The following is a 16,738-nucleotide window of genomic DNA, read 5'->3' on the forward strand; positions in this document are numbered from 1 at the left end:
AACCTCCGGCTGACCCTTCGTCCAAGGCCTGTCCCTCTCCCAAGCCGGCCCGGTGGTCGCGAGTTCGCTCCGGAAAGGCGCGCTGCCCGAGCGGCGTCTAGTTCGGCTTGCGGCCTGCGGGACCGTCCGGTCTGTCATGATTCGCTCGCCAGATCACTTCTCACAGGGGCTCCCCATGCTCAGTCGCCGTCCCTTCGCGGCGGCCCTGACGCTTGCGCTCGTCGCACCCGTCACGGCCTTGTCCACCTCCACCGCCTCCGCAACGCCGGCCACGTCGCCGGCCTCGGTCAGCTTGCCCAAGGCGAAGCCGGGCCCGACGACCAAGCACCAGTCGAGGCCGAAGCGTCAGCCAGGCACGCAGCAGGCGCACGACCCGCACACCGTGCTCGTGAAGTTCAAGAAGAACACGTCGAAGACTGCCCGTGACAAGGCAACGCACAGCCGGGGCGGCCGCACCGCCGAAGCCGTCGACGGAACCGGCTTCGTCAAGGTCACGACGACCGGCAAGGCCGACGAGCTCGCGAGCCGGCTGGCGTCCGACCCGGCGGTCGCCGAGGTCACTCTCGACTACATCCGGAAGGCGACCGCGACCCCCAACGACCCTGCGTACGTCTACGGCGACCAGAGCTACCTCGACACGGTGCACATGCCGGCTGCCTGGGACCGTTCGAAGGGCTCGCTCGCGCAGGTGGTGGCGGTCGTCGACACCGGAGTCGACGGGCAGCACCCCGACCTCACCGGCCGCACGATGTCCGGCATGAACTTCGTCCCCACCACCCCAGTGGGGATCCCCACTGGCGCAGAGAGCGACGACAACGGCCACGGCTCCATGGTCTCCGGCATCATCGCCGCCCAGACCGACAACGCCGTCGGCATCGCCGGTGTGGCCTGGAATGCCAAGGTCATGCCCGTCAAGGTGCTCGACTCGACCGGCCAGGGCAGCGACACCAACGTCATCAAGGGCATCAAGTGGGCCGTCGACCACGGCGCCAAGACCCTCAACCTCTCGCTCGGCGGGCCCGACGACAGCCCGGCCCTGCACGACGCCGTGAAGTACGCCGTCGGCAAGGGAGCCCTTGTCGTCGTGGCCGCCGGCAACTCCGGCTCCGACGAGCCGGAGTACCCCGCGGCCTACCCCGAGGCGCTTGCCGTCGCCGCGACCGACTCCCAGGGAGCCCTGACCGACTTCAGCACCCATGGCGACTGGGTCGACGTCGCAGCCCCCGGGTGGGGCATCCTGTCGACCAGGCTGAAGGACTACTACTTCGGCGACGGCACCTCCTTCGCCGCTCCGATCGTCTCCGGCATCGCCGTGCTCATCCGCACCCAGAACCCGACCTACACCCCGGCCCAGATCTCGGCCCGCCTGCGCGCGACGGCGAACGACGCCGGCCCGCGTGGCATCGACCCGTTCTACGGCTATGGCGTCGTCGACGCCGGCACCGCACTCAGGGGCGGCAACGGTGGGGAGCTCCCCCAGCCGGCCTCGGGGGCCAACGAGCCGAACGACGTGCCGAGCCGGGCAACCGTCCTCACCGACACGATCCAGGGGACCATCGGCCTCGAGGGCGACGTCGACTGGTACCGCTACGACTCCCCCACCCAGCGCACCACGCAGGTGACGGTGACGCCCCCGGCGATGGACCCGAACCTGCCGCAGAACGTCGACGCCGTCCTCGCCGTCTACGACCAGAACCTGCGACTGGTCGCCCAGGTCGACCAGGGCGCGGAGGGTGACCCCGAGTCGGCCTCGCTCCGACTGGGTGGTGGCACGTACTACGTCAGCGTCCGCAACTTCAACGGCTCCCGCGTCGGAGCAGACCGCCCGTACACGCTCACGGTCCAGCCGGGCAGCGCAGGCGTGCTGAATGCCGGTACGCAGGTGGCCTCGTCGGGTGGCTACGGGCCGCTCGAGCTCGCTGACGTGGACGGCGACGGTCGCAAGGACCTCGTGGCCGGTGTCGCCTCCGGCGCCGAAGCCGGGAACTTCCACGTCCGGCGTGGCATCGCCGGTGGAGGCTTCGGGTCTCCCGTCGCCTACACGACCACCGACTCATCGCTCGTGCGCAGCATTGCGGTCACCGACCTCGACGGTGACGGCCTGCTCGACGTGGTCGTCGGCACCGACGCCGGCATCCAGGTCTTCCCGCAGACCGCCGCCCACACGCTGGGCTCGCCCCAGGTCGTCCCCGGCACGACCGGCACGACCCTCGTCAAGGCCGTCGACCTCGACGGTGACTCACACGTCGACCTCGTCCAGGCGACCGCGACCGACGTCGCGGCGCTGATGGCCCAGTCCGACGGCACGTGGGTGCGGACCGTGATCGACACCGCGCCGGCGATCGAGCTCGAGGTCGGCGACCTCGACGGCGACGAGCGCCCCGACGTCGCCACGAACCACGGCCGCGAGCTGCACGTGCTCCACAACGCCGCGGACGGCTGGACCACCGAGGTCCAGACCCTGCTCACGGACTTCGATGCCAGCGGCATCGAGGTGGCAGACGTCAACGGCGACTCCCTCGCCGACCTCTCGGCCGTGACCGGCGGCAACTCGCCCTCGGCCCGCCTCCTCGTGTGGCACCAGAAGGTCGACCACACGCTCGCGGCCCCGGTCGTCTCCGGCATGCCCGACATCCCCGGCCCCCTCGAGGCAGCCGACCTCACGGGAGACGGACGCCTCGACCTGGTCAGCGCCCACGACTCCTGGAGCACGGCCAGCGTCATGGAGCAGCGGCCCGACGGCACCCTCATGCCTCCGAGCACGTCGCCGATGGTCTCTAGCCTGCACCACGACCCCTCGGGCCTCGTCCTCGGCGACGTCACCGGTGACGGTCGCGTCGATGCCGTTGTCGGGACGGTCAACGGCTTCGAGATCCTCTCCAACGCAGGCGGACCCACGGTCGCCGGCGAGCAGGAGTGGGTGCGCAGCGCCGCGCCGGCCGACTTCGGCAGCTCGGCCGTCGCAACCTCCCCGACGGTGACCTTCGTGCGTGACGTCGTCCCGACGTCCGTGAGCGCCTCGACGGTGGGAATCCTCAACGGCCGCACGGGTGCTCGACTCGCGGCGACCGTTTCCTACAACCAGTCCACCAGGGTGGCGACGGTCAAGCCGACCAACGCGCTCTACGACAACGCCGCGTACCGCATCCTCGTCTCCGGCGTGCAGGACACGTCCGGCGCGACGATGACGACGCCCTTCACCTCGACCTTCCGAACGGTCGACACGGCGCCGGCGGCGCCGGGTGCGTTCAAGGCAGCCGGGGCGTGGGGCAGCGCGACGCTCTCCTGGACGCCGCCGGCGGCCTACGACCTGGACACCTACATCGTGAAGATGGCCGCAGGGTCCGTCCCGCCGGCGACGGTGAACTCGGGCACGCAGGTCTACTGGGGCACCGGCACCTCGGTCACGGTCCCGAAGCTGGCCAACGGCACGACCTACAACTTCCGCATCTGGGCCAGGGACCGCATGCAGCACTACAGCGCGCCTGCCACGGTCACCCTCGTCGGCACGACCACGACCATCGCGTCCAGCACCACGGCCCTCACCTACGGAGGCTCGGTCTCCCTGAGCAGCAAGGTGACTCGCCGCGACACGGGCACGCCGATCGCGGGCGTGCCGGTGCAGCTGCTCGCGCGCAAGGTCGGCACATCCAACTGGATCCTCGTGGCCACGAGGACGTCGAGCTCGACGGGCATCGTCTCCGTCGCGCACAAGCCGACCGCGTCGGTCGACTACCTGTGGGTGTACCGCGGCTCCTCGACGTTCATGGGCTCCCCCAGCCCCGCCCGTCGGGTGGGCGTCCGGATGGCCATCACGAGCAACCCCAGCCGGACCTCGGTCCCCCTCGGCGGCACCTTCTCGATGTCCGGGTCGGTCTCCCCGTCGCACGCTCGTCAGACCGTGTACATCCAGCGGTACGTCGGCAGCGGCAAGTGGACCACCCTGTCGTCCAAGCCGCTCAGCTCGACGAGCACGTACTCGTTCTCGGTCAAGCCGACCTTCCGCGCGTCGAGCACCTACCGGGTGTTCCTCTGGGACGACGGCGACCACCTGGCGTCCTACGGTCCCAGCCGGGTGGTCAAGACCACCTGACCCGTCCGCAGGTCACCGAGCAGGTATGCCGCAGGGCACCATCCACGTGGACGGTGCCCTGCGGCGTACGGCCGTGTCGAGCGCGCCGGCGCTCCTGCTCAGGTCCGGCGGTAGCGACGCTCGGGACGGCCTGTCGTGCCGTAGCGCAGCGACACCACGGCCTGCCCGCCGGACACGAAGTGTTCGAGGTAGCGGCGCGCGCTGACCCGTGAGATGCCCACGACCTCAGCGCATTCCGTCGCAGAGAGGGTCCCATCAGCGTCGCGCAGCGCACCCGCCACGGCCTCTGCCGTCTCGGCGCTCATGCCCTTGGGCAGCGACGAGCGCCCCGTCACGCCCGGTGGCCCTGAGACGAAGGCAGCGTCGATCTCGGCCTGGGTCAGGTCGTCGTCGGCCAGGGCCCGAGCCCGCTCGGCGGCATACGCCTGGAGCCGTTGCTCGAGGTCGGGGAAGGCGAACGGCTTGAGAACGTAGCCGACGACTCCCTCACGCACCGCTCGGCGCACGGAGTCGGCCTCCTTCGCTGCGGTGATGACGAGCACGTCGCACGACGCGCCCGCCGCGCGCAGGCGCGTGAGGAGGTCGAGTCCGAACGTGTCGGGCAGGTAGAGGTCGAGCAGCACCAGGTCGGGGCGATGCTCCTCGACCAACGAGAGCGCCTCGTCACCGGTGCGCGCCGTGCCCACGACCTCGAAACCCTCGACCCGCTCGACGAACCCGCGATGGATGCGCGCCACCATGAAGTCGTCGTCGACGACGAGAACGCTGATCATGAAGTCTCCTTGCCGAGAGCGGCACCGGCGTCGACGGTGAGGCGGGCCACGAAACGGGCGCCGTCGGGGGTGTTCTCGACCTCCACCTCGCCCCCACGACGCTGACAGATCAGCCGGGTGAGGGCCAGCCCGATGCCCCGGTCTCCGGCCTGGGCCGCCTTCGTGGTGAAACCGTGCGTGAACACCTCGGTGACGAGGTCCGGCGCGACACCGGGTCCGGAGTCCACCACGCTGACCTCGACCGCCGAGGCGTCCTGTCGGATCGTCAGCTCGACCCAGCGCTCCGGACCCGCCGACGTCGCCGTGGCGTCGATGGCGTTGTCGACGAGGTTGCCGACGACCACCGACACGTCGGCCGAGTCACGCTGCGTCAGCCGCCCGATCGAGGTCTCATCGGACACCCGCAGCTCGACGCGACGCTCCGTGGCCTGGGCGGCCTTGGCCATGAGCAGGGCCGCGACCGCGGTGTCGCCGACACGTCGTGACACCGCGAGGTCCAGCTGCGCCCGGTTCTCGCTGACCGAGTCGACGAAGCCGACGACCTCGTCGTACTCGCCGAGCTGGATGAGACCCGAGATGGTGTGCAGCTGGTTGGCGAACTCGTGAGCCTGCGCGCGCAGCAGCTCGGTCGTGCTGCGGAACGACCCCAGCTCGCGCTCGAGGTCGGCGAGCTCGGTGCGGTCGCGCAGGGTCGTCACCGAACCGAGCGGCCGGCCGTCCTTGCTCACCTCCATGCGGTTCATCACGAGCACCCGCCCGCGGCGCAGCACCACCTGGTCGCGTGGGACGTCCGCGTCGCCGTCCTCGGTGCTCTCTGTGTCGATGACACCGCGCAGCACGTCGCGCAGTCGAGGGCCGATCGGAAGGTCGTCCAGTCGCATCCCGACCGCATGCTCGGGCAGGTCCAGCAGTCGCTGGGCGATGTTGTTCACCAAGGTGATCCGCTCGTTGGTGTCCAGCGCTACGACTCCCTCTGCGAGGCCGAACAGCATGGCTTCACGGCTCTCCGCGAGGCCCGTGATCTCGCTCGGTTCGAGCCCGAGGGTCTGGCGCTTGATGCGCCGCGACAGGAGCCACGCTCCCAGGCCGCCGACCCCGAGCGCGATGCCGAGATACGTCGGAAGGTAGGCCGACGCACCCTGGAGCCGATCGAGCGCCGAGGGCATCTGCACCGCGATCATGACCGTCCCGAGCTGGGTGCCCACGGGCAGCTGCGGCTCCTTGACCGACGGGTCGGGCACCGACAGCAGGGGGCTCTGGGCGACGATCATCCGCTCGCCGCCCAGGTCCATCACGCCGGTCCAGCTCGCGCCGTCCGCCACCGCCGGCGAGCCGAGCGGGAGCGGGGCGCGCTCGAGGGTCGGGTCGGTCGACACGCGTACGATCTCGGCGGCGTCGGCCAGCGTCATCGACGTGACGTTGTACTGCGTCACGGTCGACTGCATCAGCGAGGGCAGCACGTTGACGACACCACCCGGGGACATCTCGGTGCGCACGATGGGCGTGCTCGCCAGCTGCTCGGCGATCGCCGACACCCGCCGGCCCTCCGTGCGGGTGAAGGTGGCCTCCGACTGCGCCAGTGAGACGAGCCCGACGGCGACGAGGATGCCCACGAGAATGAGCACCTGAACGGCGAAGAGCTGCCCCGTGAGGGTCAGCCGACCGAACCACCGGCCCGTGCTCTGCTTGACCACAATGAACTCAACCTTCATTGGTGACACAAGGGCGACACCCGTCGGGGCACGCGGGCACGATCATGCCGTTCCAGCCCATGAACGCGAAAGAGATCTCACCGATGAGCACTCACACCACCGCCCCAGGCGGGCGCACCCGCCCCGTCCGCGTCAGCGCCTTCGTCGCGCTGGCCGCGGTCGGCGCCCTCGCCCTCTCTGCGTGCGGCGCCACCGCCAAGAAGGACAGCACGACCACCGGGGCGGCCGCAGGCCCGGCCTCGAGCCTCCAGATCATGGTCCCCAACAGCCCGGGCGGCGGCTACGACACGACCGCCCGCACGGTTGCGCAGGTCCTGGAGAACCAGAAGATCACCAGCTCCATCCAGGTCTTCAACCTGCCGGGTGCCGGCGGCACCGTCGGCCTCCAGCGGGTCGTCAACGAGAAGGGCAACGGCAAGCTCGCCATGCAGATGGGCCTCGGCGTCGTCGGCGCGGCCTACACGCAGAAGTCGAAGGCCACGCTCAACGACACGACGCCGATCGCCAAGCTGATCGAGGAGGCCGGCGCCATCGTCGTCTCCAAGGACTCGCCGTACAAGGACGTCAAGAGCCTCGTCGACGCGTGGAAGAAGGACCCGTCGAAGATCAACGTCGGCGGCGGCTCGAGCCCGGGCGGCCCTGACCACCTCCTGCCGATGCAGCTGGCCAAGGCCGTGGGCATCGACCCCACGAAGGTGTCCTACATCTCGTACGACGGCGGCGGCGAGCTGCTTCCGGCGGTCCTCGGTAACAAGATCGCCTTCGGCGCCAGCGGGTTCGGCGAGTTCCTCGAGCAGGTCAAGTCCGGCTCCGTCCGCGTCCTGGCCGTCACGAGCGACAAGCGCATCGACGCCCTCGCCGACGTCCCGACGCTCAAGGAGTCGGGAGTCGACTTCACCTTCACGAACTGGCGCGGAATCGTCGCCCCGCCGGAGATCTCGGCCGGAGACAAGCAGGTCTGGATCGACGCCCTGACGAAGATGCACGGCAGCCCCGCGTGGAAGGCCGAGCTCGAGAAGCGCGGCTGGACCGATGCCTTCGAGACCGGCGACCAGTTCGCCACCTTCCTCAAGGCCCAGGACACCGCCGTCGCCGACATCCTCAAGGGCCTGGGGCTGACGAGCTGACATGTCTGACGTGACACCTGACCGCACGGACGCTGACACCGCGGCCCAGGACGTCGAGACGCAGGGCGGGGACCGCGCACAGTACGGAATGTGCGCGGCCCTCGCCGGCCTCGGCATCCTGCTGCTCGTGAACGCCGCCCAGCTCGCCCCGGTGGCGAGCACCAACGACTCGCTCGGACCCAAGGTGATCCCGACCGTCCTCGGGATCCTCCTGCTCGCCGTCTCGGTCCTCTACGCCGTCGACATCCGTCGGGGTGGCGTGGGCGCGGCCGACGAGGGCGAGGACATCGATCTCGGGAGCAAGGCCGACTGGAAGACCGTCGGACTGCTCGTGGTCGTCTTCGGTGTGAGCGCCGCACTCATGGAGACGCTCGGCTGGGTCATCGCCGGCACGCTCCTGTTCGCCGGCTGCGCCTTCGCGCTCGGCAACCGCCACTACATCCGTGGCGTCCTCGTCGGGCTCGCGATCTCGCTCGTCACCTTCTACGTGTTCGCCATCGGGCTCGGCGTCAACCTGCCCGCCGGCATCCTGCAAGGAATTCTGTGATGGACAACCTCAACCACCTCCTCGAGGGGTTCGGCCACGTCATGACGCCGCTGAACCTGCTCTTCGCGTTCATCGGCGTCGTGGTGGGCACTGCCGTCGGCGTGTTGCCCGGCATCGGTCCGGCCATGACCGTCGCACTGCTGCTGCCGATCACGTTCACCCTCGACACGACCCAGGCCCTCATCATGTTCGCCGGCATCTTCTACGGCGGGATGTACGGCGGGTCGACCACCTCGATCCTGCTCAACACCCCGGGCGAATCGTCCTCCGTCGTCACGGCGCTGGAGGGCAACAAGATGGCCAAGGCCGGTCGGGCCGCCCAGGCGCTCGCGACCGCAGCCATCGGCTCCTTCGTGGCCGGCACCATCGCCACGGCCTTGCTCGTGCTCGTCATGCCGCAGGTGGTGTCCGTTGCCATCCAGCTCGGCTCGCCCGAGTACTTCGCCATCATCATGCTGGCGTTCGTCGGCGCCAGCATGGTGCTCGGGTCGTCCAGGCTCCGTGGCTTCGCGGCCCTGCTCATCGGCCTGTCGATCGGCATCATCGGCATCGACAAGGTGACCGGTCAGCAGCGCATGACCTTCGACATCCCGCAGCTGGCCGACGGCATCGACATCGTCGTGGTGGCGGTCGGGCTCTTCGCGGTCGGCGAGGCACTCTGGGTCGCCGCGCACCTGCGGCGCAAGGCCGGGGGCGTCATCCCCGTGGGGCAGCCGTGGATGGGTCGGCAGGACTGGAAGCGCTCGTGGAAGCCGTGGCTGCGCGGCACCGCTCTCGGCTTCCCGTTCGGCGCCATCCCCGCCGGCGGCGCCGAGGTGCCGACCTTCCTGTCGTACGTCGCCGAGCGCAAGCTGACGAAGCACCCCGAGGAGTTCGGCCACGGCGCCATCGAGGGCGTGGCAGGCCCGGAGGCCGCCAACAACGCGTCCGCCGCCGGCACCCTCGTGCCCCTGCTCGCGATCGGCCTGCCGACCAACGCGACCGCCGCGATCATCCTCACCTTCCTGCAGGGTCGCGGTCTCGAGCCCGGCCCGCTGCTCATCGAGAAGCAGCCGGCGCTCGTGTGGACGCTGGTCGCGAGCCTCTTCGTCGGCAACACCCTGTTGCTGGTGCTGAACCTCCCCCTCGCTCCGTTGTGGGCCAAGCTGCTCCAGATCCCGCGGCCCTACCTCTACGCGGGCATCCTCTTCTTCGCGACGATGGGCGCGTGGGCGGTCAACGGTCAGCCCTTCGACCTCTACCTCCTGCTCGCCATCGGGCTCGTCGGGTTCGCGATCCGTCGCTTCGGCTTCCCCGTGCTGCCACTGATCATCGGCGTCATCCTGGCCCCGATCGCCGAGCTGCACCTGCGCCGGTCGCTCCAGCTGTCGCACGGTGAGGTCAGCGGTCTGTTCGGCGGACCGGTCGCGTGGGCCTGCTACGGGATCATCGTGCTGACGATCCTCTGGCCCCTCATCGCCAAGCTCGTCCGCTCCGCCCGTGGCGGCAAGGGCGGCCCCGGCTCAGGCCTGATGGCCGAGCTGAACCAGGAGGCAACGGTATGACCATCCTCGTCGGCTACATCCCGACCCCACAGGGCGAGGCCGCGCTGGCAGCCGCCACCGCCGAGGCCCGCGCGCACGGCGACCGGGTGCTGGTCGTCAACATGTCGCGCGACGACAAGCTCGTCGACGCCCACCGCGCCGCCGGCTCGGATCTCGACCGCCTCGACGAGGAGCTGGCCGAGTCCGGCGTCGAGCACGAGGTGCGTCGGGTCGAGCACGGCACCGACCCCGCCGACGCCATCCTCGCGATCATCGACGCGGAGTCCCCGCGCATGCTCGTCATCGGCATCCGGCACCGCTCCCCCGTCGGCAAGCTGCTGCTCGGGTCGACGGCGCAACGCCTGCTGCTCGACTCGTCGTGCCCCGTGCTCGCCGTGAAGGCAGGCTGACCCCGGGACCCCCCACCCCCACCCCCACCCCGCCCTCCCTGAACCGTCGAGAGGCCAAAGTTGGCGGCCTCGCGCCAGTCGAGTGGCCAATGCCCTCCGCCGGGCATTGGCCACTCGACCTTTTCCGACTCTGACCACCTGGCCTGTCGACGATGCAGAGGGGCGCTGGTCGCGGGTGGTCGACGAGGCGCCTACAGCGTGCCGGCGTCCGGCTGAGCAGCCGAGCGCGACACGGCAGTGTGGCGCGCGACCTCGGCGAAGCCGGCCCGCTCGTACAGGCCCCGGGCTGGTCCGTCGAGGTCGGCGACGATGACCAGCCTTGTTACAGAAGGGTCCTCGAAGGCCCACTCGCCGGCGGCGCAGACCAGGGCGCCTGCGATGCCGCGACGTCGATGGCTCTCCAGGGTGACGACGTCCTGGTAGCGCGCGAGGTCGCCGAGCCGCACGATCCCGAGGTTGCTGACGAGGCGGTCGCCGTCGAAGGCTCCGAACCACCGCGCCCGACCCGACTCGACGAGCCCGCGCTGGGCGGCTGCTCGGCGGCGCTCGAAGGTCAGACGCTCGTCTCGCCGGTCGGCCGGGGTGCCACTGCCGCCGACCTCGGCCGACTGCTCCCAGTCGCCGTCGCTCACGAGCTCCCGGAGCCGTATGCCGTCGGGCGCGTCCCCGCCCGACGGGAGAGTCGTCGTGGCGAGGTCGACGTCGGTCTCGACGTCCCAACCCCGATCGACCCAGGCCCTCGTGTCGCCACCTGCCTCGGTGAAGGCGATGGCGCAGTGCGTCGCATCGGGGTGCTCTCGCTCGAACGCCGCGACCCAGTGGTCGAGCCGGGCTGCTCGGGGCGGACCCGCCACGAGTACGAAGTTGCCCCACCAGAAGGTCGGGTTGGCTTCGGTGTGCACGACGAGGTGGTCGCCGCGGTCGATGACCGTCGATCCCTGCAGCTCGAGCAGGTCGAGGTCGGTGCGAAGTCCCGGCGCTGTCACGTCCACAGGCTCGATCCTCCCGCACCCCACGCGTCGAGGGGCCGAAGTTTGCGGTCCGGTGCAGGTCGAGTGGGCGAGCAATGCCGCAAACATTGGCCCGTCGACTGGACGCACCCGCAAACATTGGCCTCTCGACGGTTGGGGGAAGGGGTCACCACCAGCCCTGGCGGTGGGCCCACCGGAGCAGGCCGAGGCTGATCACGGCCATGATCCCGAGCACGATCACGAGCTGTCCCACGTGCGTCTCGTTGTTGACGATGAGGTTCATCCCGTAGACCGACGCGATGGCGGTGATGGGCAGCGTGATCGCGGCGATGACGGCGAGCCGCTCCATCGCGACGGTCATCTTCGTCGTGACCCGCGTCTGGTAGAGGTCGATGACCCCGACGAGGAACTGCATCTCGCCGTCGGCGAGGTTGCGCACCCGCTCGAACTGCTCGGCGAGGTCGCGGGCGTGGCGCTTGGCCTCCTCGGGCACGAAGCGCTCGAGCGAGTGGATGCGCGCCTGGATGTCGTGCGCCTGCGCCGCCATCGTGCGCGAGGTCATGAGCTCGTGCCGCACGAGGAAGAGCTGCTCGAGCAGGTCCTCCGGCCGGCGGAAGTCGGCCGCCATCACCTTCTCCTCCATCGGCGGCAGCCGGGTCGCCACCTGACGCACCGCAGCACTCTGGCGGCGCGCGACCGCGGAGCCGATGGCGTACGCGAGGTCGTGCGGCGAACCGGGCCGGAGGCGCCCGCCCTCCACCCTCGCGCGCACGCCTCGGGTCTCCTCGCTGGCCGCCTCGGCCGAGACGACCGGGTTGCGTGGGCCATGCACCGTGACGAGACAGTTGTCGCCGACGACCATGTCGAGCTCGAGCACGTGCACGTGCCCGCCCTCCCCCGCGAGCGCCGTGTGGAGGATGACGAACAGCTGGTGCTCGTACGCGTGCACCGTCGGCACGAAGTTGCGCTCGGCACAGGCCTGCCGGACGAGCGGGTGCGCCCGGATCGGGCCGGCGAGCACGGCCTCCGCCTCGGGGTCCCAGTCAGGCACGTCGACCCAGGCGAAGCCGTCGGTGCGTGTGAGCAGTGCCTCCAGGTCGGTGACCGGGTGGTCGGTGATCCCGTCAGCGCTGACGAACGACACCTGCATGTCTCCATGCTGGCACCAGCGGCCCTCCGGCGGGAGCGTCAGCCGGCGACGCAGGCGCCGGTGGGGACCTCGGCACTGGCTGTCGCGGACTCGTCGAGGACCGGCTTCGCCTCGGCGAGGGTCAGCGCGTAGCCCGTCGTGGCGTCCTCGAGCGACTTCGCGAAGATGACCCCCACGACGCGTCCCCGGGGGTCGAGCAGGGGGCCGCCGGAGTTGCCGGGCTGCACGGTGGTGGCGAGCGAGTAGATCGAGCGGACGACGCGCTCTCGGCCGTAGATGTCGAGTCCGCGGGCGTCGAGCTGGGCCCGCACCCGGGCCGAGACGACCTGGTAGGGCCCGTCGAGGGGGAAGCCGGGGACGGCTGCCGAGTCACCGCGCGTGACCTCACCGCCGAGCGGGAGCGCCGGCAGGGAGAGACCGGGGACGCTGAGCACCGCCAGGTCGCGCCGCGGGTCGAAGACGACGACGCGGGCTCGCAGCGTCTGGTCGCCGCTCTCGATGCGCACCTCGTCGGCCCCGGCGACGACGTGGGCGTTCGTGACGATGCGCCCCGGCGTGAGCACCCAGCCGGTGCCCTCCTGGCCACGCTGGCACGACTGGGACTGGGTGGTCACCTTGACGACGGACCGGCCGGCCGCCCGGATCGCCTGCGACTGCGCGACCGCGGGGTCGGGGTCCTGCACCGGGGTGATCGGCTCGGGCGCGAGACCGCCGAAGACCTGCGGGAAGCCCTGGCTCGAGAGGAACCCGCGGAAGCTGGCGAAGACGTCGCCGGTCTGCTCGGGCACGACCGAGTTGACGACCCGCATGACGCGCGACTCGGCCATCGCCTTCGACAGGGCGGGGTTGCCGGCAGTGCGCAGGGCACCGCCGATGAACCAGACGATGAGGCTCGCGGCCAGCATCACGACGACCGCCCCGAGCACCGAGTCGAGCCGCCGCAGCGACGTCTGCCCGACCCGCTTGCGGATCTGGGCGCCGAGCAGGCTGCCGAGGTACTGACCCAGCCAGCCGAAGGCGACCACGCCGACGATGAGGGCGACGACGCGCGTGCGGTCGTTCTCGGCGACGGCGTCCCACCGGGCGAGCATCCCGGGCAGCTGCCAGACCGCGAGCATCGCGAAGGCGAAGAAGCCGAGCAGTGACGAGACGCTCTGGATCAGGCCCTGCCGGTAGCCCGAGAAGGCATACGCGAGCAGCAGCAGCGCCAGCGCGATGTCGAGCAGGGTGCCTCCGCTCATCAGCGCCTCCCCCCGAGAAAACGCTCGGGCAGCTCACGGCTGACGTCGGGGTCCCAGGGAAGTGACAGGCCGCCCAGCTCGAGCACGCTGCTGACGAGCCCGGCCGTGAAGCCCCACAGGAACAGGTCGTCGAGGTCGAAGCCCGGGCCGACGTAGCCGGACGGGTGCGTCACGGAGAAGCGGGTTGTTGGCTCGACGAGGTGCGACACGGGCACCGACAGCACGTCGTGGACCTCGGCGGGGTCGCGCACCGAGAGGGGAGACGGCTGTGCCCACCAGGCGAGCACCGGCGTGACGACGAACTGCGCCGGTGCGAGGAAGATCGGGGGCAGCTGCACGACGACGTCGACACCGGACGGGTCGACGCCCGTCTCCTCCTGCGCCTCGCGGAGCGCCGTGGCGACGAGGTCGGCGTCCTCGGGGTCGCGCGACCCGCCCGGGAAGGCGATCTGCGCGGGCTGGGTGCGCATGGTGTGCGAGCGCTCGATGAGCACGACGTGCTCACCGGGGTCGTCGGCATCGGCGGGCGGTGGCCCGAAGAGGATCAGGACGGCGGACTCGCGAGCGCTGTCGTCCGGCGGCGCGAACCGCGAGAACCACTCGGGCTGGAAGCTCTCGAGCCGCTCCACGGCGGCATCCATCCACGCCGGGCGCGGCAGCGGCCCCAGCCCCGGCGCGGCGGAGGGGTCGATGGAACCCGAGCTGCCGGCATACGCGATGCCGCTGACCACCTTCGTCACTTCGGCGCCAGCTCGTACTTCAGCAGCTTCGCGGCCTTGTCGGGGTCGGTCTCACCGACGCCGTAGCTGGGGCACCAGCCTGCGACGGGGCAGGCCCCGCAGGCCGGCTTCTTCGCGTGGCACGTGCGGCGCCCGTGGAAGATGACGACGTGGCTGAGCATCGTCCAGTCCTTGCGCATGAAGAGCCGCCCGATCTCGTGCTCGACCTTGACCGGGTCCTCCTCCGCGGTCCAGCCGAAGCGGCGCACGAGCCGGCCGAAGTGCGTGTCGACCGTGATGCCCGGGATGTCGAAGGCATTGCCGAGCACGACGTTGGCAGTCTTGCGGCCGACCCCCGGGAGCGTCACGAGGTCCTTGAGCCGCGGCGGCACCTCGCCGTCGAAGTTCTCGACGAGGGCGATGCCGAGCTTGATGAGCGCGTCGGCCTTGTTCCGGTAGAAACCGGTGGGCTGGATGATCGTCTCGAGCTCGGTGCGGTCGGCGCCCGCGTAGTCCGCCGCCGACTGGTACTTCGCGAAGACGATCGGCGTCACCTTGTTGACCCCGACGTCGGTGGTCTGCGCCGACAGGATGGTCGCGACGAGCAGCTCGAGCGGGTTGGTGAAGTCGAGCTCGCAGTGGGCGTACGGGTAGCGCTCGTGGAGCGACCGGTACATCTTGCGGGCGCGACGCGTCCGCGAGATCGAGGTCTCGTCGTCGGTCACGATGGCGCGGGGGGACACGGACGACACTGTATGCCGCCGCGCTGGGTGACGCCCGGTCCACCCGTCGGCGCGGGCGCCGACCATCGGCATCGGGTCCGGGCCACCGCCGAGGGGCACTGTGCCCGTTGGTTCCTCGCGAGTTCCGCGCTGGGCGGTGTGCGTCAAAGACGGTGCAGATGGGTACGAACTGCCTGCACGGAGGAGGCAGACATGCAGACGCAGACGCGCGACGGGCACGCGGCGGCGGTCAGGGAGGCACGGTCGGACACGTCAGGCGACGAGCGTGGCCTCGAGGCCACCCTCGACCTGCTCGGTGCCATGGACCTGGCGCATGCCCCCGACGACGACGTCGTCCGGGCGCTGGAGCTCATGGTCACGCACGCGGAGTTCCCGTGCCTCGGCGCCAAGTCGGTCTTCCGCCGCGGCGGTGTCGCCCACGTGGTGCTCGACGACATGGACGCTCCCGACACCCCGCGGGTGCTGCTCGAGCGTCTCCGGGCCTTCGCCGACGACATCGACGGCGAGGACGGCTTCCACTCGTTCATCGCCACCTTCCGCCGGCCTTCGCACGGCGACGAAGGCGCGTTCGAGGCGTCCCTGTTCGCGCTGCTCCAACGGCTGCACGACGCCGACCACGCGACCTGGGCACCGGGCGTCGAGGCCGACCCCGCCAACCCGCACTTCGCCTTCAGCGCCGGCGGCACCGCGTACTTCATCGTCGGGCTCCACCCCGCGGCGTCCCGGGTGGCGCGGCGGGCACCCCTGGCGACCCTGGTCTTCAACCCGCACGACCAGTTCGAGCAGCTGCGCGCCGAAGGACGTTTCGACGGCATGCGCACCGCGATCCGGCGGCGTGACGAGACCCTCCAGGGCTCGCTCAACCCGATGGTCGCCGACCACGGCCAGAGCAGCGAGGCGTTGCAGTACTCCGGGCGCCGGCACGAGGCGGGCTGGGAGCCGCCGCTCGAGGTCCATGTGCCGGTGCCGTCGGATCATCATCACGAGGAGGACCGCCCGTGACCGTCTCCGACGAGACTGCCCCGGCGACGGCAGGCGAGCCCCAGCCGCCCCGCCACTTCGGTGCCGGCGGCCCGACATTCGTCCCACCGACCCGGGGCGACGTCGAGCTGACGCGCCTCGCGCCCCAGACGGGCGCCGCCTTCGTCCTCCGAGCGGGTCAGCGGCTCGTCGTGGTCGACCCGACCGGCGAGCAGGTCAGCGACTTCTTCGCCGTGATGGCCGACGACCACGACGAGTGGCTCAGCTCGGGTCGCACCATCGACTACGCCAACTCGACGATCGTGACGACGGGCTCGGTGCTCTACAGCAACCGCAGCACGCCGATGGCCACGGTCGTCGAGGACACGTGCGGGCGCCACGACCTGCTGCTCACCCCGTGCAGCCAGCAGACGTTCGACCTGCTCTACCCCGAGTTCCAGGGCGCCTACCACCCCAGCTGCTTCGAGAACCTTTCCACGAACATGGGGCGCTTCGGGGTCGAGCCCGACCGCATCGGCACGACGCTCAACATCTTCATGAACGTGTGGGCCGAGCGGAACGGCGAGCTGCACATCGACCCGCCGACGTCGCGGGCCGGTGACCGGTTCGTCGTGCGCGCCGAGGCCGACCTCCTCGTCGGGCTGACCGCGTGCTCGGCGGAAAAGTCCAACAACGGTGTCTGCAAGCCGATCGACTACCGCATCGAGGCGTGAGCCCCCTGCTCGACGGGCGTGACGGTGCGCGCGTC

The 16,738-nt window shown here is 70.6% G+C and carries 14 protein-coding genes; 7 read left to right on the forward strand and 7 right to left on the reverse strand.

The window, feature by feature from the left end; translation table 11 throughout:
• Window positions 1–175 precede the first annotated feature (175 nt).
• Window positions 176–4,093 (forward strand): S8 family serine peptidase, encoded by a 3,918-nt coding sequence (locus AB4091_RS03635; protein WP_442290369.1) that lies wholly within the window; start codon window positions 176–178, stop codon window positions 4,091–4,093.
• A 98-nt stretch (window positions 4,094–4,191) separates the two neighbouring features.
• On the opposite strand, the gene AB4091_RS03640 is transcribed toward AB4091_RS03635, so the two are convergent.
• On the reverse strand, window positions 4,192–4,866 hold the full coding sequence (locus tag AB4091_RS03640) for a response regulator (protein ID WP_442290370.1): 675 nt from the start codon (window positions 4,864–4,866) through the stop codon (window positions 4,192–4,194).
• Window positions 4,863–6,560 (reverse strand): ATP-binding protein, encoded by a 1,698-nt coding sequence (locus AB4091_RS03645; RefSeq protein WP_442290371.1) that lies wholly within the window; start codon window positions 6,558–6,560, stop codon window positions 4,863–4,865. The genes AB4091_RS03640 and AB4091_RS03645 overlap by 4 nt, the downstream gene beginning before the upstream one ends.
• A 101-nt stretch (window positions 6,561–6,661) precedes the next feature.
• Between AB4091_RS03645 and AB4091_RS03650 the strand changes: the two genes are divergently transcribed.
• Genes AB4091_RS03650 through AB4091_RS03665 form a run of 4 tightly spaced genes read left to right on the forward strand, consistent with a single transcriptional unit; the run spans window position 6,662 to window position 10,185 of the window.
• Window positions 6,662–7,705, forward strand: a complete 1,044-nt coding sequence (locus tag AB4091_RS03650) for a Bug family tripartite tricarboxylate transporter substrate binding protein (protein ID WP_442290372.1) — start codon at window positions 6,662–6,664, stop codon at window positions 7,703–7,705.
• 1 nt (window position 7,706) lies between these two features.
• Window positions 7,707–8,252 (forward strand): tripartite tricarboxylate transporter TctB family protein, encoded by a 546-nt coding sequence (locus AB4091_RS03655; protein WP_442290373.1) that lies wholly within the window; start codon window positions 7,707–7,709, stop codon window positions 8,250–8,252.
• Window positions 8,252–9,796 carry a tripartite tricarboxylate transporter permease gene (locus tag AB4091_RS03660; RefSeq protein WP_442290374.1) on the forward strand — a complete coding sequence of 515 codons (1,545 nt, stop codon included), beginning with the start codon at window positions 8,252–8,254 and terminating at the stop codon, window positions 9,794–9,796. The genes AB4091_RS03655 and AB4091_RS03660 overlap by 1 nt, the downstream gene beginning before the upstream one ends.
• Complete coding sequence (locus AB4091_RS03665) at window positions 9,793–10,185, forward strand: universal stress protein (RefSeq protein WP_442290375.1); 393 nt, start codon at window positions 9,793–9,795, stop codon at window positions 10,183–10,185. Before AB4091_RS03660 ends, AB4091_RS03665 begins: the two co-directional genes overlap by 4 nt.
• Before the next feature lie 191 nt (window positions 10,186–10,376).
• On the opposite strand, the gene AB4091_RS03670 is transcribed toward AB4091_RS03665, so the two are convergent.
• From AB4091_RS03670 to nth, 5 genes are all read right to left on the reverse strand, one after another.
• Window positions 10,377–11,171 carry a GNAT family N-acetyltransferase gene (locus tag AB4091_RS03670; RefSeq protein WP_442290376.1) on the reverse strand — a complete coding sequence of 265 codons (795 nt, stop codon included), beginning with the start codon at window positions 11,169–11,171 and terminating at the stop codon, window positions 10,377–10,379.
• A gap of 151 nt (window positions 11,172–11,322) precedes the next feature.
• Entirely contained in the window at window positions 11,323–12,306 is a 984-nt protein-coding gene (locus AB4091_RS03675) for a magnesium transporter CorA family protein (protein ID WP_442290377.1), read from the reverse strand.
• Between the two features lie 38 nt (window positions 12,307–12,344).
• Window positions 12,345–13,547: a MarP family serine protease gene (locus AB4091_RS03680; RefSeq protein ID WP_442290378.1), complete on the reverse strand. Its 1,203-nt coding sequence runs from the start codon at window positions 13,545–13,547 to the stop codon at window positions 12,345–12,347.
• Window positions 13,547–14,287 carry an NUDIX hydrolase gene (locus AB4091_RS03685; RefSeq protein WP_442290379.1) on the reverse strand — a complete coding sequence of 247 codons (741 nt, stop codon included), beginning with the start codon at window positions 14,285–14,287 and terminating at the stop codon, window positions 13,547–13,549. The genes AB4091_RS03680 and AB4091_RS03685 overlap by 1 nt, the downstream gene beginning before the upstream one ends.
• Window positions 14,284–14,943 (reverse strand): endonuclease III, encoded by a 660-nt coding sequence (nth, locus tag AB4091_RS03690; protein ID WP_442291386.1) that lies wholly within the window; start codon window positions 14,941–14,943, stop codon window positions 14,284–14,286. Before nth ends, AB4091_RS03685 begins: the two co-directional genes overlap by 4 nt.
• Before the next feature lie 258 nt (window positions 14,944–15,201).
• On the opposite strand from nth, the gene gntA reads away from it, so the two are divergent.
• Together gntA and AB4091_RS03700 are read left to right on the forward strand one after the other, a co-directional pair.
• Window positions 15,202–16,011, forward strand: coding sequence for a guanitoxin biosynthesis heme-dependent pre-guanitoxin N-hydroxylase GntA (gene gntA / locus AB4091_RS03695; RefSeq protein ID WP_442290380.1), 810 nt, complete (start codon window positions 15,202–15,204; stop codon window positions 16,009–16,011).
• Window positions 16,008–16,703, forward strand: a complete 696-nt coding sequence (locus AB4091_RS03700) for a DUF1989 domain-containing protein (RefSeq protein WP_442290381.1) — start codon at window positions 16,008–16,010, stop codon at window positions 16,701–16,703. The genes gntA and AB4091_RS03700 overlap by 4 nt, the downstream gene beginning before the upstream one ends.
• Window positions 16,704–16,738: the final 35 nt, after the last annotated feature.

The sequence above is a fragment of the Terrabacter sp. 2RAF25 genome (assembly GCF_052115265.1).
Taxonomy (GTDB): domain Bacteria; phylum Actinomycetota; class Actinomycetes; order Actinomycetales; family Dermatophilaceae; genus Terrabacter.

What these genes read in the sequence shown, in the direction of transcription:
- AB4091_RS03635 (WP_442290369.1), top strand. Translation starts at nt 176, where the DNA reads ATGCTCAGTCGCCGTCCCTTCGCGGCGGCCCTGACGCTTGCGCTCGTC.
- AB4091_RS03640 (WP_442290370.1), bottom strand. Translation starts at nt 4,866, where the DNA reads ATGATCAGCGTTCTCGTCGTCGACGACGACTTCATGGTGGCGCGCATC.
- AB4091_RS03650 (WP_442290372.1), top strand. Translation starts at nt 6,662, where the DNA reads ATGAGCACTCACACCACCGCCCCAGGCGGGCGCACCCGCCCCGTCCGC.
- AB4091_RS03655 (WP_442290373.1), top strand. Translation starts at nt 7,707, where the DNA reads ATGTCTGACGTGACACCTGACCGCACGGACGCTGACACCGCGGCCCAG.
- AB4091_RS03660 (WP_442290374.1), top strand. Translation starts at nt 8,252, where the DNA reads ATGGACAACCTCAACCACCTCCTCGAGGGGTTCGGCCACGTCATGACG.
- AB4091_RS03665 (WP_442290375.1), top strand. Translation starts at nt 9,793, where the DNA reads ATGACCATCCTCGTCGGCTACATCCCGACCCCACAGGGCGAGGCCGCG.
- AB4091_RS03675 (WP_442290377.1), bottom strand. Translation starts at nt 12,306, where the DNA reads ATGCAGGTGTCGTTCGTCAGCGCTGACGGGATCACCGACCACCCGGTC.
- AB4091_RS03680 (WP_442290378.1), bottom strand. Translation starts at nt 13,547, where the DNA reads ATGAGCGGAGGCACCCTGCTCGACATCGCGCTGGCGCTGCTGCTGCTC.
- nth (WP_442291386.1), bottom strand. Translation starts at nt 14,943, where the DNA reads ATGTACCGGTCGCTCCACGAGCGCTACCCGTACGCCCACTGCGAGCTC.
- gntA (WP_442290380.1), top strand. Translation starts at nt 15,202, where the DNA reads ATGCAGACGCAGACGCGCGACGGGCACGCGGCGGCGGTCAGGGAGGCA.